The sequence below is a fragment of the Capnocytophaga sp. oral taxon 329 str. F0087 genome, from assembly GCF_000213295.2.
Lineage (GTDB): Bacteria > Bacteroidota > Bacteroidia > Flavobacteriales > Flavobacteriaceae > Capnocytophaga > Capnocytophaga leadbetteri_A.
Genome location: NZ_KN390033.1, coordinates 1 through 15,161, shown reverse-complemented (window position 1 = coordinate 15,161; position 15,161 = coordinate 1). Strand labels below are relative to the sequence as shown.

Here is a 15,161-nt window from a genome sequence, read left to right as displayed (position 1 = left end):
AAAGTATTTTGGACTATGATGATTAATGTCTTTATATGCCTATCTACTGGTATATCTGCTGGTATAGACATTTACAAAATACGAAAAAAAGAAGAACAAGAGCGTGAAGAAAATCGTAATACTATCTGTAATTAGCCTTTTAGTGGCCTTTAGCAGTTGTAATACTTTTAAAAGACCCCTTAAGCCACACGAGAAAATAGGTAAAAAAGGAGAGGACTATACTATTAACTATTATAAACTAAAAAAAGGAATAACAGGGCTCTTGCACATCAAGGTTATTGAAGATAATAAGTTTGTGCCAAGCGATAGATGGTTATTAAAGATTAATGGAGTATCTATTCACCGCTTTCAGGAACCCTTTTATTATCTTTCTCCTAATCGGAAATACAATATACGAATAATAACCTTGGGAGAACATAAAGCTTTATATGCCTATAATATAAAAGTAAGAGAGCGCGATTCGATAGTGCTTACTGTACATCTAAAAGATACAGTGCCAACAAAGGGTTGTAGGTAGAAATATTATTTTTGACTTACGAACAAGTATCTTAATTTGCTAATTATTAATTGATTAAAAAAAATATTCAAAAAAAAAGCTGCAAAAATTTGCAGTTTTGAAAAAGAGTTGTACCTTTGCACCGTCAATCATTGAGAAATTCATCATTTGCGGGTGTGGTGAAATTGGTAGACACGCTAGACTTAGGATCTAGTGCTTCACGGCGTGGGGGTTCGAGTCCCTTCACCCGCACTTGCAAAAGGCTGCCAATTATGGTAGCCTTTTCTTTTTAGTACCTTTAAAGATTTGCTAATCTGCTAATTATTTTTTACTTTTGCACCATTAAAAAACAACAACCTAATGATATATTATGCTATTCTCTGTATAGGTGTGGCTGTGCTGCTTTATATGATTATAAGGCAGGGCATTGCTAACTTCAAACGCGAAAAGGCAATAGAAGAATTGCGCGAAAAATGGCAAAATGCCTTAGTAGACGAACGCCAAACGCGAGAGGTTATTATGAACTTAGTGCGAAACACTTATGGCGAAAACACTGTTAGCGCCATAGAAAAAGGACTATATGCCGAGGGTATGCCTAACTATTTAGTGAAAATGGCCGTAGGCAGACCACGCGAGGTGCAAAGTGCCGTATTTCAGGGGGCTACTACTGAGCGTTGGCATTATAAAACCCTTACTCTTACCTTTCAAAACGGCAGACTTATAGGCTGGGAAAGTGTTGATAACTCTACTCCAAAAGCAGGAATATAATGATGTTAAAAGATTACTACGAAATATTAGGCGTAAACCAAAAAGCCTCGCCTGAAGAAATCAGAGAGGCGTATAAAAAACTTGCCAAAGCCTTTCACCCCGACAAGCATCAGGGTGATACGTTCTTTACTGATAAGTTTAAAAGCCTACAAGAAGCCTATAACATACTGTCTGACACCAATAAGCGCCGCGACTACGACAACCAATTGGTGTCGCAAATGAACAAGTCGGCGGCACAGTCTGCCCCAAGTAGTAGCAGCGAGCGCACCAGCACGGGCGAGTCAGCCCCGCCTTCGACCTCAGTTATCGACCTGCCTACGCTCATCGATATGTACTTCAACAAACGCATAGCTACTGTACAGGCACGCAAGTTTTACGATGGTTTTCTCGCTACGCCTCGTGAGCGACACATCACTTGGCTGAAGTTTATCATCGTTTTGCTTATCATAGGGCTTAACCTACTGCTATTCAACCCCTCTTGGGGCTTTCTGAAAGACTTACTACCCTAATTAAACACTAATTTATTTATTTTTGCTACCTGATATTTTCTCTATACAAACAGATGCCGATTTTGTGCAGGCTGCCCTACAGACTTTTGGGTATCAGTACCAGCACAATCAGGTGTACCAACGCTTTTGCACCTTGCTTGGTCGTACTCCAGACAAGGTGCGCGAGCTTACTGACATTCCGTTTCTACCTATTGAATTTTTTAAATCAGAAGCTGTTTACTGCGGAAATGAGCGTCCTACAACGGTATTTACCAGCAGTGGCACTACAGGCAGTCAGACCTCGCGCCACTACGTGAAAGACCTCGCAGTATACCAACAGAGTTTCCGACAGGGATTTGCTGATTTTTATGGGAATATAGAAGAATATACTGTTTTAGCATTACTCCCCTCCTACTTAGAGCGCACAGGCTCTTCGCTCATCACTATGGTTGCTGACCTTATAGAGCGGTCGGGCAGTGCTGATAGCGGGTTTTACCTAAATGAATACGACTTATTAGCCAAAAAACTGACCTCTTTAGACTGCAGCGGACGCAAAGTGCTGCTAATAGGGGTATCGTTTGCGCTATTAGACTTGGTAGAGACCCATCGTTTTCAGCTAAAAAATACGATTGTAATGGAGACAGGGGGAATGAAAGGAAGGCGTAAGGAGTTAATACGCGAAGAGTTGCACGCTATATTGTGCGAAGGGTTTGGAGTGGAGTATATACATTCAGAGTACGGAATGACTGAGTTGCTCTCGCAAGCCTATTCAGCAGGGAGCGGGCTTTATGAATCGGTGCGTTGGCTAAAGGTGCTGATAAGAGATACTAATGATGCGCTAAGCTACCAACGCCCGCTAAAAACAGGTGGCATCAACCTTATTGATTTGGCAAACATACATTCGTGTAGCTTTATTGCTACCCAAGATTTAGGTCGTTTGCACCCCGATGGCAAGTTTGAAGTACTCGGTAGGTTTGACAATGCCGACATCAGAGGCTGCAATCTACTAATCGGCTGATTTATCAATAGTTAAATCGTCTTTTAGCTTCTCTATTTCTTTCTGAGTTTCTTGCACTATGTCGTTATGAGGGGTAACCTCATTTACACCGCGTTGTATTTCGTTTTTAATTTCATCGGTAGCCTCGCGTACTTGTCGGGCGGCTTTGCCTAAACCACGCGCTATCTCTGGTAGCTTATCAGCCCCAAAGAGGATTAACACCATAAAAAGAATAAAGAATATTTCTGAAATGCCCATAGTTGATTTGTCGATTTGTCGATTTGTTAATTAGTCGTTGCTAACAAGCTGATAGACTAACTGTTCTGCAAAATTACATTTTTTTCTTCACAAAATAGCGATTTTGATATTTTTTTTATACCTTTGCCCGTATGAAAAAGGTAAAATATTATTATGACCCCGAGACGCTTTCGTATAAGCGCATTCGGAATAAGAAGCGTACAAAAGTGCGTAACGCCTTGATTTTCTTATTAGCCGCCGCTCTTTTTGGAAGTATCTTATCACTGATTATTATCAATTCTCGCTTGTTTTTCACCCCTCGCGAGGTGATGTTAGCACGCGAGATAAAAGCCTACGAAACCAACTACGAAATCTTAAACAGAAAGATGGAATTGGTAGAGCAGGTATTAGCCGACGTACAAGAGCGCGACAATAATATGTATCGGTTGTACTTCAACGCCCCTATCATACCCGATAGCGTGCGCAAAGGGGGCTTCGACCCTAATAAATATAAAGACTTAGAGAAATTAGGTAGCTCTAAATTAGTAGCCAATACCACTAAACGTTTGGACAAACTTCGGAAACAGTTAGTTATACAATCTAAATCATTAGATGAAATCAACAAGCTATCTAAAGAAAAAGAGAAGTTTTTGGCCTCAATACCTGCTATTCAGCCGGTAAACAACAAGGATTTGAAGCGTATGGCATCGGGTTATGGCTGGCGTTCTGACCCTTTTACTAAAGCGCGCAAATTTCACTACGGTATGGACTTTTCATCGCCACAAGGCACCCCTGTATATGCAACAGGCGATGGGGTAGTAATACGTGCTGACGACGGTTCATCGGGCTATGGCAACCACATACGCATAGACCACGGTTATGGCTATGTGACCCTCTACGGGCACCTTTCGGCCTATAATGTACGAGCAGGGCAGCACGTAAAGCGTGGCGACCTAATAGGCAAAGTGGGGAGTACAGGGCGTTCGGAAGCCCCTCACTTGCACTACGAAGTGATAAAAAACGGCGAGCACATCAACCCTATACACTTCTACTACGGCAACCTATCAGCTGACGAATATGCTGAAATGCTACGCGTATCTACCCAAGAAAACCAATCTCTTGACTAACGGATAATGGACATCAATCTACCTGATAAATTGTATTACTCTATAGGTGAAGTGGCTACTGCTTTTGGCGTAAACTCTTCGCTTATACGTTTTTGGGAAAAAGAATTTGAGATTATCAGTCCGAAGAAGGACACTAAAGGAAGTAGAAAGTTTTCAGCCGACGATGTGAAGAAGCTGCAACTGATTTACCACTTAGTAAAAGAACAAGGTTTTACCCTTGAAGGAGCACGTCAACGGCTAAAAGATGAAAAGCAAAAGACGCTTTCTAACTTTGAGATAGTAGCAAAATTAGAAAAGATAAAACGAAAACTCGTAGCACTAAAAGAGGCAATGGATAATTAAAAAAAAGAGATTGCCACATAAATGAGGCAATCCCTTTTTAATATCTGATTTTTGTTTTATTATTTCACTCCGTGCATCATACGTTGTAGCTTCTTGTTGAGCAACACCATACCCAATCCACAGAGAATTACAAATCCTGAAATAACAGTAAATACGATACTAGGGCCTAGCTTTTCTACATATGAAGCAATAACACCCCCAGCAGCATTAGCAAAGAAAGCAGCGGTCATCCAAACCCCCATTAAGAGTCCTGCCAATTTAGGAGGAGAAAGTTTCGTAACGATTGAAAGCCCTACTGGCGACAAGCATAACTCGCCCATAGTGTGCGTTAAGTAAGTAAGTACTAACCACGCAAGGCTTGCTTTTACTGCCATATCAGAAGGATCGTTGCCTATACTACCCCCGCGTTCGTACACAGCTCCTAACATAAAGAAATAGCCTATACCCAAGAGGATTAAACCAGTACCCATTTTAAATGGTGTAGTGAGCGTTTGTCCGAACTTGCTATTCCAGAAGCTCGCAAATACAGGTGCTAATACTACTATAAATAGCGGATTTACTGATTGGAACCAAGCGGTAGGTATTTCAAAACCACCAACCACACGGTCTATAAACTTATCGGTGTAAAGGGTAAATGACGAACCTGCCTGTTCAAAACCTGCAAAGAAGAATATCGCAAAGAAAAAGTATACAAATATAACTGCGATACGCTCTTTTTCTTCCTTAGTAAGCGGTGCATCAGACACTTCAACATCAGCCACTTTTTTCTTACCACCTTTAGGGTGTAAGCCCAAATCACCAAGATATTTTTGCGCAAATAAAAGAAATATAACTTCGCTGACAAGCATACCTATAGCAGCTGCCAAGAAACCGTATTTATAACCGAATGACATCACTACTTCGCCTGTTTCGGGGTTAGTAACGTTGCTTGCAAAGATATTGTCAGTAAGCAACCCTGTAAGAAGCGGTGCTAAGAAAGCCCCAAGGTTGATACCCATATAGAAAATAGAGAAAGCTGAATCGAGGCGTTTATCACCAGGTTCGTAGAGACCCCCTACCAAAGCTGAGATATTAGGTTTGAAGAAACCATTACCAATAATCAGCAAGAAGAGCCCCAAATAAAGCCCTATGTGCGAGTGCATAGCAAATAACACAAACTCACCAAAGAACATAATAAGCCCCCCGAGTAGCACTGCTTTGCGTTGCCCTAAGAAATTATCGGCTATCCAACCACCAATAAGCGGCGTAAAGTAGGTAAGCCCTGTAGCAAACCCGTAAATAAGACTCGCTGTTTGGGGGTCGAATGCTAGACCGCCTTCTAAGAATGTTTTGGTAAGGTAGAGCATCAAGATGCCTCGCATACCGTAATAACTAAAGCGCTCCCACATCCCTGTCAGGAACACTAAGTAAAGCCCCTTAGGGTGCTTCTTTTTCACATTTTCTACGTTTGTATCCATTGTATAATTAGTAATTAAAAAAGTTCTATTTTATAAATTCTCTTCTATAAATTGGGTCATTTTGTGGTATAGCTGCCAGCGTGTGCTGCCGGTATTATCGTATATACCGTGATTGCGGTCGGGGTAGATGAGCCAATCAAAATCTTTGCGCTGAGTGACCAATTGCTCTATGAGCGACATTGCGTTTTGCACGTGCACATTGTCATCGGCAGTACCGTGCACAAGCAAGTATTTACCTTTTAGCTTATGGGCGTGTGTAAGCGGCGAATTGAGGTCATACCCTGCTGGGTTTTCTTGTGGAGTACGCATAAAGCGCTCGGTATAGACCGTATCGTAAAAACGCCAGTTAGTAACAGGGGCTACAGCTATTGCCATCTTGAAGATATCACCTTTTTGGAAGATACAGTTGCTCGACATAAAGCCCCCAAAGCTCCAGCCCCATATACCGATTCTACTTTTATCTACATAAGAATAATTCCCCACTATAGTAGCCACTTCGGCTTGGTCATCTACCTCAAACTTGCCTAACTGCTCATAGGTGCATTTTTTGAATTCTTCACCACGATAGCCCGTACCGCGACCATCTACACAAAGCACTATATAGCCTTTCTGGGTGAGCATAGCGTGCCAAAAATCGTTCATATCCCACCATTCATCAGCTACCTCTTGCGAGCCAGGGCCTGAATACTGATACATCAGCACAGGGTATTTCTTCTCTGGGTTGAAGTCAAAGGGCTTCATTATATAAGCATTGAGGGTAGCACGAGAGGTTTTTACCTGAAAGTATTCTTTAGTAGGTAGCTGGTAGCCTTTTAGTCTTTCAGCAAAAGCATTGTTGTTAAGTATCTCTTTCAGCTCTTTGCCATTGGCTGCGTGCAGAGTATAACGTGGCGGGGTAGTAGCGCTGCTAAAAGCATCAATATAATAAGCAAAGTCACCGCTAAAAGTAGCCTTATGTGTGCCTGCTACTGCCGAAAGAGTGCGTTGGTTTTTACCATTGAGCCCCACTGCACAGATAGCACGCTGTATGCCATCGGCTTGGGTAGCTTGGTAAAACAGCTGTTTGTTTTTGGCATCATAGCCGTATAGGTCGGTTACCTCTGTCTGCCCAAAGGTGAGCTGTCGCACGCTCTTACCCTGTGCATCGCAGTGGTAAAGATGATTATAGCCATCTCTCTCTGACTGATAAATAAAGCTATTATCGGCTAAAAAGGTTATTTTGTCATTAATTTCTACATAAGTTTTGCTTTTTTCTATCACTAACGGACGTGTTTGAAAAGTTTGAGCATCTACTTGCACTACTTGCCAGTCGTTTTGATGCCTATTGAGCGTCTGTACCGTTAGGTACTTAGGGTTGTTAGACCATTGCAGGCGCGGAATGTAGTACGCCTCTAAAGCTATAGGGGTAGTCTTAGCTTTAGCAAGGTCGTAGATATGAAGACTTACCACCGAATTAGGTTCCCCTGCTTTAGGATATTTAAAAGTCTGCTGGGTAGGATAAAGCCCTGCACCATAAACATCCATTGAAAACTCAGGCACTTGCTGTTCATCAAAACGGACGAACGCCAGCTGTGTACCATTGGCATTCCAGTCGAAGAAGCGCACTGTGCTAAACTCTTCTTCGTACACCCAGTCAGCAATACCATTGATAATCTTATTCTTAGCACCATCAGTAGTGATGCGTTTTTCCTTGCCGGTAGCCAAATCATACACATACAGGTCGTTATTGCGCGCAAAGGCTATCTTCTTCCCGTCAGGAGACACTAACGGACTTTGTATCTTATCATTAGTAATTTTCCGTAGCTTACCGCTAGCCAAATCGTATAGGTAATAATCGGCTATGAATGAATGGCGGTAGATATACTCGCTATTAACAGCGATGAGAAGCTGCTGCTCATTGGGGGTAAAGGTGTAGCTATTCAGGCGCATGAACTGCTTATGGTCAGCCGCCCTAAAGATAGTTTTTACTTTGGTGAGGGTAGCAAAATCATAGAGGTTAATCTCTTGAGCCCCATCAGCAGGACTGTACTCTAACACAGTGTATTGAGGTGCGTGCTGTAGGGTTTTAAGATTGTACATACGGCTCGGGTAGAAAGTGCCCTGCGTCCATATTTTGTCGAGGGTAATAGCGGGTTGCCCCCAAGCTATCCCCGTAAAAAGGGTAATAAGAAGAAATAATATTCTCATAATTAAAAAATAGATGCGTAAAGACGATGCCTCCTGATTAATTTGGCGTCAATATTATGAAATATTTTTTAAATAACGGCTATTGTTCAAAAGATTTTTTTATCAGCATTTCTTAAAATACTGATAATCAAATAGCAAAAAGATAATCGGGCTACTTATTCTCGTTCCAATAGTAGCTATCAGGGTAGATACGTTGCCCGAAGATAGCCGTTCCTACACGCACAATAGTAGCGCCTTCTTCTATAGCTGTTTCTAGGTCGCCACTCATTCCCATAGAAAGCTCCTGAGGATCTACATTAGGCAAGCCAAGAGCGATAATCTCTTGCTGAAGGCGTTTAAGCAGTTTAAAGCAAGCGCGTACCTTTTCGGTTTCGGCACTAAAAAGTCCAATGGTCATCAACCCTTTAATGTGTAGGGTAGGCAGTTGTGCTACCTGCTTCACTAAATCGAGCACCTCAGCGGGGTCAGCCCCAAACTTGCTTTCCTCATTAGAGGTATTCACCTGAATAAAAATGTCGAGTTCCTTGCCTTCACTCGCCAAACGGTTGTGCAGCTTCTGCGCCAAGTCAATACGGTCTACCGACTCTACACAGCTGACCTCATAGCGCAATATCTCTTTGATTTTGTTGGTTTGCAAATGCCCTATAAAGTGATTGGTATGGGGCACATCTTTCAGCGCTTCGTACTTCTCCTTCAGTTCTTGTATTTTATTTTCAGCGATGAGAGTATTCCCAGCCTTAAGCGCTATTTTGATGCGCTCAGGGGTTACGGTTTTAGTAGCCAAAAGTAGTTTTACTTCCTCTGGCTTCCGCCCTACACGAGTACAAGCGGCAGCAATGCGCTGCTTAATAATCTCTATATTTTGTAATATGTTTTCCATTACTTTCTATTGTTTAAACAGGCTCGTTTTCTTCTATAATACCCTCCAGCTCAGCTTTAGTTTTGCGACGCGACAGACGGCGTTTTATAAAGTCGTTTAGGTCTTTACCTTTCACCGAATAGGTATTGAAAAGTAGCATCGGGGTGATTACCCCAAAAGCCAAACACATAGTGATGAAGCCCGTTTGTAAGCCTAATTTAAAGGTTTGATACAGCAAATCAAGGGTCTCTTCCTGAGGCGTTTCAACCGTTACTATCTGAATGATTTTCATCATAAACTCATAGCCGTATTTGCCCGGAATCATATTGATAACTGCCGGAATGGTAAATACGATAGGAGGGGTATGTACGCGGTGTGCAAAATAGACTGCCAAGAGCCCTACAGCACAGGCGCCTAAAAAGGAAGTAATCACTATCTGTTCGGGCATTATAGTGCCCAAAAGCACAAACTTGATACCCCAACCTACACCGCCTAACAAACCTGTAATCCAAAGGGCGCGGCGTGGAGTGTTAAACAATAAGGCAAAACCTATAGAAATCCACATCGACCAAAAGATGCGGACAGAAAGTGCTAATAATACATCAAGGAAGCTCATAACCAAATAACAATAACGCTAAATAAAAACCTAAAGAAATCATAAATACCAAGATAGCTGCGTGGGTAAGCTTTGCCACCCCTGGCACTACACACCCCGAAAGCATATCAATAAACCCATTGATGAGCGGCACCCCTGGCACCAACCATAGCACACAGGCGGCTAAGGCATTGTGATAATGCTCAACCCCTAACAGACGAAAGATGCTCATCACCGACACCGATACGAAAGCCGCCCAACCCCAACAGATATACACGTTAAACTTGCGCAACTGCAGTATGCGTCTGCCTGCTAAGCCTAAGAACGTAGCGAGGAATGACATTCCGAACTCAGCATAACTAGCATTTTCTTTGCCAAATACATAGGCTAACGAGCCGCCGGCAATAGACACAAAAAACCACATTACATACATATTGTAGTGTGGTTTGGCTTTTATAGTAGCTACGTGTTTTTCAATTTGTTCGATAGGCAAATGCTTCTCGAGGACTTCCCAAGAGAGGATGCTTATATCAGATATAGCACTAAAATTCACCCCGTGATGAGGAATAGTGCGTACTACGGTTTCTTTCTCGCCAGTAGCTTTGTCTTGTACGGTGAGAACTATAGCCGAATGCGAATAGAAGCTTTCACAGTGGTAATTCAGTGCGTTAGAGATACGCTCTACATTGCGTTCTACCCTACGCGTATTAGCTCCGCTGGAAATCAACAGTTCATTAATATCCGCAAACAATTTTGCCGCTCTTTCGATAGCCTTCATTCCTTATATTCTTTGTTTTTTCTAAAATTATCTTCGTTATCAGGGCACAAAGGTACAAATTAATTAACAATTTACAATTGATAATTCTCATTTTTGGGTTAATAAACCAGCTCCCCCCCATCGGTAATCTCTTTAAAATGCAAATAGCGCCTGCCTAAAGGCTTGCCGTTTAGCTGCAGCTGCCCATTAGTGCTGCCTTTGCGTATGCTGAAAGTCTTACCATTATCCAAATGCAAAGTAGCTTTGCTAAAGAGGGGTTGCCCTATATAATAGGGGCTATCAGCAGGGTTGATAGGGTAAAAGCCCAATGCACTAAGCACATACCAACTCGACATTTGTCCGCAGTCCTCATTGCCGCAATGTCCATCGGGGGTATTGTGGTATTGGGTGCGCAATATCTCGCCCACTCGCTCACTGGCTTTCTCAGGGTGAGCGGTAAAATTGTACAGATAAGCTACGTGGTGACTTGGTTCGTTGCCGTGTACGTACTGCCCTATCATACCGGTACTAAAGATAGGCAAACGCTCATCAGGGGTAGAAGCAAAGGTAAACATCGAGTCGAGTTTTTGCTCAAAAGCCTCTTTGCCCCCCATCGCCTCTATAAGTCCCGATACATTGTGGGGTACAAACCAACGGTACTGCCAAGCATTGCTCTCGCAGAAATAAGGGGTGTAGTCTTTTGGGTTAAACGGATTGATAAAGGCGCCTTTGCTGTTTCGAGGTCTGAAGAAAGTAGTACGAGGGTCGAAGAGATTGCGCCAGTTTTCTGCCCTTCTGGCAAAATAGTCAGCATCAGTACCCTTGCCTAAAGCAGCAGCAAACTTAGCGATGCACCAATCGTCATAAGCGTACTCTAAGGTCTTAGACACCGACCAGTTTTCGCCCGACTTGTCTAAGTCGTAAGGTATGTAGCCATATTGGCGATAAAGGTCTATCTCGCGTTCATCTACCATTGCGCTGGCACGACAGGCTTCGTAAGCCAGCTTAACGTCCATAGGTATATTTTTAAAGTAAGCATCTACAATCACAGGCACGGCGTGGTAGCCTATCATCATATTGGTTTCACCCCCTTGCATACTCCACACAGGCAGCGTACCATTCTCTTTGTAATGGGCTAAGAAACTACTGATAAAATCGGCATTCGCTTCGGGCTGCAACAGCGTGTAGAGGGGGTGTGCCGCCCGAAAGGTATCCCACAGAGAGAAAGTGTCGTAGCGCACAGGCTCTTTTACATCGCTGTAGAGGTTCGGGGCTAACATAGTTTGGTAGAGCATAGTGTAGAAAATGGTTTTCTGCTGCTCATCATCGCTGGTTACCGTTATTTTCTGCAATTGTTTTTCCCAGAGGGCGCGGGCTGCCTCGCGATAGGTATCAAAAGCAAAATGAGGGGCTTCCTCTTGCATATTCTTATATGCCCCGCTAAGGCTATGCATTGAAAGGGCGGTTTTTACCACTATCTGCTCGCCTTCAGCTGTAGCGTACAGCAGTTCTGCTCGCCCTATCTGGCTTTTGCCGTCTATTTTTTCAGAAAGAAGACTACTTTTGGCAAAAGGTTTTGAAAACTTCATCACAAAGTATACCTTTTGGTCGCGTGCCCAGCCGGTAGAGTAGCGATACCCCTCTAAGGTGCTATCATCTACCACTTTCATATAGGTTTCGGTAGGCTTATCCCAGTTGATACTGTAGCCCAAATCTACCGTTATTTTAGAAGTGTCATCTTTAGGGAAAGTATAGCGCTGCACGCCTACACGTGGGGTAGCAGTAAGTTCAGCACGTATGCCATAGCTACTGAGGTCTACCGCATAATAACCAGCAGTAGCTTTTTCGCTTTGGTGCGAGAAGTAAGAGAAAGGTTTGCCATTATTCTCTTTGATGCGCTCATTAAACCGACTATTGGTCGGCATCACTAATATATCGTATAGGTCGCCAGCCCCTGTGCCCGATAGGTGGGTGTGCGAAAAGCCAGTGATGAGGCTATCGGCGTAGAAGTAACCCGGAATTCTATCCCACCCTGGTATTCCTATATCCGGACTTAATTGCACCATACCAAACGGAGTGGTAGCCCCTGGGTAGGTATTGCCCATACCGTCAGTACCTATAAACGGATTGACGTAGCGGGTAAGTTGCTCATCAGTATGCTGCACCTGTTTGTCAGCTTGGGGCGTTTGGCAGGCCACAAGAGCTAAAAAAGCTACAATAATAATTTTTGAAGTTTGAAGTTTAAGTTTTTGCATTTCTATTATTAGGTTATCCTATTGGTTACTTGTCATTTATCATTGTCATTAAAAAATCTGGAGGAAAAGAGGCTACAGAATGCAGGCAGGCGTGCGATAGTTGAGGGGCTTTCAGTCCGTTAGTGAAAACGGTATCGCCTCTGAATACAAGGGCTTCGTCCCATAGGTCAGCTTTAATAAACTGCTGAAGTGTATGCGCCCCACCCTCTACTATTAGGCTTTGTACCTCGCGCTCGTAAAGCACCTTGCAGAGCTGCGGCAACACCTCTCCGCCAAAATCAATACAGGCTACCTCGGTGCGTTGCCCAAAATGCCTAACGCCCTTATAATCGCGGTCGGCTATAAAGAGAGTTGGTACCTCGTCATTCCACACGTTGAAATCTTTGCGCGTACTTAGGCGCGGGTCAATAATAACGCGCAGCGGACTCTTGCCGTACCAGCTGCGGGTGCTTAGCGAGGGGTTATCAGCCCACACAGTGCCAGCCCCTACGAGTATAGCCGCCTCAGTACTGCGCAACAGATGCACATATTGGCGGGCATAAGCGCCAGTTATCCATTGGGGCGCGATCTCCTGCTTGTGCAAAGGCGCTATCAGTCCGTCGCGAGTCTCTGCCCATTTAAGGAATATATAAGGTCTTTTTTTCTGGTGAAAAGTGAAAAACCGCTTATTAAGCGCCTCGCACTCTTCTTGGCAGACCCCTACCACCACCTCGCAACCAGCTTCGCGCAGCTTCTGTATGCCCCTGCCGGCTACCTTAGCAAAAGGGTCGGTACAACCAATCACCACCCGCGGTATACGATGCGCAATGATAAGGTCGGCACAAGGGGGCGTTTTGCCATAATGGCTACAAGGCTCTAAGCTAACGTACAGCGTACTTTCCGATAGCAGCTGTTTGTCTTTTACCGAGGCAATAGCCCGTACCTCAGCGTGCGCCTCGCCTGCTCGCACGTGCCAGCCCTCGCCTATCACCCTATCGTTATAAACAATAACACTACCTACCACCGGATTGGGGTAAGTAGTGCCTAAGCCGTTTTGGGCTAATTGTATGCATCTATGTATATATTGCTGGTCTGTCATTGGTTATTTAGAAAAGGTCATTTTCGCTGATGCTCTTATCGTGTTTGGTATAAGCGGTAGGTCGTTTAGCGAAAAAGTCGTCTAACTCATTGCTAAATACTTCCTCTTCAAACCACATCATCGGTTTAGCCTCATCGGCACTGATGTTGAAAGGTTTAGTAAGTCCTAACTGAGTAAGCGAGTCGTCTAAGCGATAGCGCATATAGTTAGCGAGGTCTTTTTTGCCAAAAAAGTCAAGTTCGCCTTGCTCAAAAATCCAATCAAGCATCTTGTCTTCTAAAACAATGTAGTTGCGGATAAAGTCGGTAGCATCGGCTTCGGCTTTGGCTTTCATCTCAGGTCTTTCTTCAAAAATCTTCTTGAGGATATAAATACCCGCATTGGCGTGTAGTTGCTCATCTACCGATGTCCAAGCGATGATGTTGGCTACGTTTTTGAGGTATCCTTTAAAGCGTGCAAACGATAGCACAGTAGCAAACTGACTAAACAAAGAGGCATTCTCGATGATAAGGGTAAAGAAGAGAATACGCTCCATAGCGTTTTCGCGGTTTTTAGCCAGATACTCTTTTAGCACCGTGTTGCGCTCTTTGAACACCGGCACTTCCAAAAGGTTTTCGAACTCATTGTTATAGCCTAATACCTCTAATAGGCGCGCATAGGCTTCACTGTGGCGGAACTCGCACTCGGCAAAAGTAGCGCCCAGCCCGTTAAATTCTGGTTTAGGAAAAAGGTCGTATAGGTCGCCCCAAAAGGTTTTAACCGACACTTCTACCTGCGCAATACCCAACAGTGCGCGTTTGATAGCCTCTTGCTCTACGGCAGAGAGGTTTGATTTAAAATCCTGCACATCGGCAGTAAATTCAACTTCAGAATGCACCCAAAATGATTTGTGCATAGCGTTTACGAACTCCATCACCTCCGGATATTCAAAAGGTTTGTAGCTCTCGCGTTTGTCAAAGATTCCCATTGTTTTTGTTTAATGTATATATGTAAATGTACGAGCGGCAAAGATAACAACATTTTTTGTGAAAACAGAAATTAAACTACAAAAAATAATGTAATCATCTCATACAAAGGGTATTATTTTTTTAAACAGAAAAAACAAGAAAAAGGTCATAACCTCATTCCCAAAAACCTATTCCCTTTCACCACTCCCACTTGTCGCTCTTACCTCACCAGTCCCACTCGTCCCACCTGTCCCACTCGTCTCACCACTCCCAGCCCTCTCAGCCCTCACAGCCTTCTCACTCCTCCCACCAGTCCCACATCTTTGCCCGTGCGGCTCGCACTCCCAGCCTTCCCAACCCTCTCAGCCTTCTCATTCCTCCCACCAGTCCCACCTGTCCCACTTGTCCCACAATTCATAATTCCCTTTACACTATTTAGAGCACTTTATAGGCTTAAAAAACTCTTATCTTTATAGTAAGTAAAGAAAAAATAAAGGTTTAGTTCTTTTGTATTTTACTAATTGTAAAGCTATTGTAATTTTAACAACACATTTGAAACATTACCCCATTT

Annotated in this window: 15 protein-coding genes and 1 tRNA gene; 7 read left to right on the top strand and 9 right to left on the bottom strand. The window is 43.5% G+C overall.

Features of this window, described 5'->3' with window-relative positions:
• The first annotated feature begins 103 nt into the window (after positions 1-103).
• The 5 genes from HMPREF9074_RS09530 to HMPREF9074_RS09510 all read left to right on the top strand — a co-directional run bounded on the left by HMPREF9074_RS09530 (position 104) and on the right by HMPREF9074_RS09510 (position 2,770).
• Complete coding sequence (locus tag HMPREF9074_RS09530; protein WP_034540424.1) at positions 104-517, top strand: hypothetical protein; 414 nt, start codon at positions 104-106, stop codon at positions 515-517.
• A 149-nt stretch (positions 518-666) separates the two neighbouring features.
• Positions 667-748: transfer RNA gene (locus tag HMPREF9074_RS09525), tRNA-Leu, on the top strand.
• A 108-nt stretch (positions 749-856) separates the two neighbouring features.
• The gene (locus HMPREF9074_RS09520) at positions 857-1,264 is read left to right on the top strand and encodes a hypothetical protein (protein ID WP_009390284.1); all 408 of its coding nucleotides are present in this window, start codon (positions 857-859) and stop codon (positions 1,262-1,264) included.
• A complete protein-coding gene (locus HMPREF9074_RS09515) occupies positions 1,264-1,773 on the top strand; it encodes a J domain-containing protein (protein ID WP_009390282.1) in 510 nt (169 codons plus the stop codon). Before HMPREF9074_RS09520 ends, HMPREF9074_RS09515 begins: the two co-directional genes overlap by 1 nt.
• A gap of 22 nt (positions 1,774-1,795) precedes the next feature.
• A complete protein-coding gene (locus HMPREF9074_RS09510; RefSeq protein ID WP_009390278.1) occupies positions 1,796-2,770 on the top strand; it encodes a LuxE/PaaK family acyltransferase in 975 nt (324 codons plus the stop codon).
• Here HMPREF9074_RS09510 and HMPREF9074_RS09505 read toward each other — a convergent pair.
• A complete protein-coding gene (locus HMPREF9074_RS09505; protein ID WP_009390277.1) occupies positions 2,759-3,007 on the bottom strand; it encodes a Sec-independent protein translocase subunit TatA/TatB in 249 nt (82 codons plus the stop codon). The genes HMPREF9074_RS09510 and HMPREF9074_RS09505 overlap by 12 nt on opposite strands.
• Positions 3,008-3,138: 131 nt before the next feature.
• Between HMPREF9074_RS09505 and HMPREF9074_RS09500 the strand changes: the two genes are divergently transcribed.
• Entirely contained in the window at positions 3,139-4,113 is a 975-nt protein-coding gene (locus HMPREF9074_RS09500) for a M23 family metallopeptidase (protein WP_009390276.1), read from the top strand.
• 6 nt (positions 4,114-4,119) lie between these two features.
• Positions 4,120-4,455 carry a MerR family transcriptional regulator gene (locus HMPREF9074_RS09495; RefSeq protein WP_009390275.1) on the top strand — a complete coding sequence of 112 codons (336 nt, stop codon included), beginning with the start codon at positions 4,120-4,122 and terminating at the stop codon, positions 4,453-4,455.
• A 59-nt stretch (positions 4,456-4,514) separates the two neighbouring features.
• Here the strand turns inward: HMPREF9074_RS09495 and HMPREF9074_RS09490 are convergent, their stop codons facing one another.
• From HMPREF9074_RS09490 to HMPREF9074_RS09455, 8 genes are all read right to left on the bottom strand, one after another.
• On the bottom strand, positions 4,515-5,912 hold the full coding sequence (locus HMPREF9074_RS09490) for a peptide MFS transporter (protein ID WP_009390274.1): 1,398 nt from the start codon (positions 5,910-5,912) through the stop codon (positions 4,515-4,517).
• 30 nt (positions 5,913-5,942) lie between these two features.
• Positions 5,943-8,099 (bottom strand): S9 family peptidase, encoded by a 2,157-nt coding sequence (locus HMPREF9074_RS09485; RefSeq protein ID WP_009390273.1) that lies wholly within the window; start codon positions 8,097-8,099, stop codon positions 5,943-5,945.
• A gap of 151 nt (positions 8,100-8,250) precedes the next feature.
• On the bottom strand, positions 8,251-8,979 hold the full coding sequence (locus tag HMPREF9074_RS09480; RefSeq protein WP_009390272.1) for a YggS family pyridoxal phosphate-dependent enzyme: 729 nt from the start codon (positions 8,977-8,979) through the stop codon (positions 8,251-8,253).
• A 13-nt stretch (positions 8,980-8,992) separates the two neighbouring features.
• Positions 8,993-9,574 (bottom strand): threonine/serine exporter family protein, encoded by a 582-nt coding sequence (locus HMPREF9074_RS09475; RefSeq protein WP_009390271.1) that lies wholly within the window; start codon positions 9,572-9,574, stop codon positions 8,993-8,995.
• Positions 9,561-10,331 (bottom strand): threonine/serine exporter family protein, encoded by a 771-nt coding sequence (locus tag HMPREF9074_RS09470; protein ID WP_009390270.1) that lies wholly within the window; start codon positions 10,329-10,331, stop codon positions 9,561-9,563. The genes HMPREF9074_RS09475 and HMPREF9074_RS09470 overlap by 14 nt, the downstream gene beginning before the upstream one ends.
• A gap of 98 nt (positions 10,332-10,429) precedes the next feature.
• Positions 10,430-12,565, bottom strand: coding sequence for a GH92 family glycosyl hydrolase (locus HMPREF9074_RS09465; RefSeq protein ID WP_009390268.1), 2,136 nt, complete (start codon positions 12,563-12,565; stop codon positions 10,430-10,432).
• A gap of 25 nt (positions 12,566-12,590) precedes the next feature.
• The gene (gene ribD / locus HMPREF9074_RS09460) at positions 12,591-13,643 is read right to left on the bottom strand and encodes a bifunctional diaminohydroxyphosphoribosylaminopyrimidine deaminase/5-amino-6-(5-phosphoribosylamino)uracil reductase RibD (RefSeq protein ID WP_009390267.1); all 1,053 of its coding nucleotides are present in this window, start codon (positions 13,641-13,643) and stop codon (positions 12,591-12,593) included.
• A gap of 7 nt (positions 13,644-13,650) precedes the next feature.
• Complete coding sequence (locus tag HMPREF9074_RS09455) at positions 13,651-14,610, bottom strand: ribonucleotide-diphosphate reductase subunit beta (RefSeq protein ID WP_009390266.1); 960 nt, start codon at positions 14,608-14,610, stop codon at positions 13,651-13,653.
• Positions 14,611-15,161: the final 551 nt, after the last annotated feature.

Bases quoted from the DNA above. Each gene is read 5' to 3' on its own strand.
- HMPREF9074_RS09520 (WP_009390284.1), top strand. From the start codon at position 857: ATGATATATTATGCTATTCTCTGTATAGGTGTGGCTGTGCTGCTTTAT.
- HMPREF9074_RS09515 (WP_009390282.1), top strand. From the start codon at position 1,264: ATGATGTTAAAAGATTACTACGAAATATTAGGCGTAAACCAAAAAGCC.
- HMPREF9074_RS09505 (WP_009390277.1), bottom strand. From the start codon at position 3,007: ATGGGCATTTCAGAAATATTCTTTATTCTTTTTATGGTGTTAATCCTC.
- HMPREF9074_RS09500 (WP_009390276.1), top strand. From the start codon at position 3,139: ATGAAAAAGGTAAAATATTATTATGACCCCGAGACGCTTTCGTATAAG.
- HMPREF9074_RS09495 (WP_009390275.1), top strand. From the start codon at position 4,120: ATGGACATCAATCTACCTGATAAATTGTATTACTCTATAGGTGAAGTG.
- HMPREF9074_RS09490 (WP_009390274.1), bottom strand. From the start codon at position 5,912: ATGGATACAAACGTAGAAAATGTGAAAAAGAAGCACCCTAAGGGGCTT.
- HMPREF9074_RS09485 (WP_009390273.1), bottom strand. From the start codon at position 8,099: ATGAGAATATTATTTCTTCTTATTACCCTTTTTACGGGGATAGCTTGG.
- HMPREF9074_RS09480 (WP_009390272.1), bottom strand. From the start codon at position 8,979: ATGGAAAACATATTACAAAATATAGAGATTATTAAGCAGCGCATTGCT.
- HMPREF9074_RS09475 (WP_009390271.1), bottom strand. From the start codon at position 9,574: ATGAGCTTCCTTGATGTATTATTAGCACTTTCTGTCCGCATCTTTTGG.
- HMPREF9074_RS09470 (WP_009390270.1), bottom strand. From the start codon at position 10,331: ATGAAGGCTATCGAAAGAGCGGCAAAATTGTTTGCGGATATTAATGAA.
- HMPREF9074_RS09465 (WP_009390268.1), bottom strand. From the start codon at position 12,565: ATGCAAAAACTTAAACTTCAAACTTCAAAAATTATTATTGTAGCTTTT.
- ribD (WP_009390267.1), bottom strand. From the start codon at position 13,643: ATGACAGACCAGCAATATATACATAGATGCATACAATTAGCCCAAAAC.
- HMPREF9074_RS09455 (WP_009390266.1), bottom strand. From the start codon at position 14,610: ATGGGAATCTTTGACAAACGCGAGAGCTACAAACCTTTTGAATATCCG.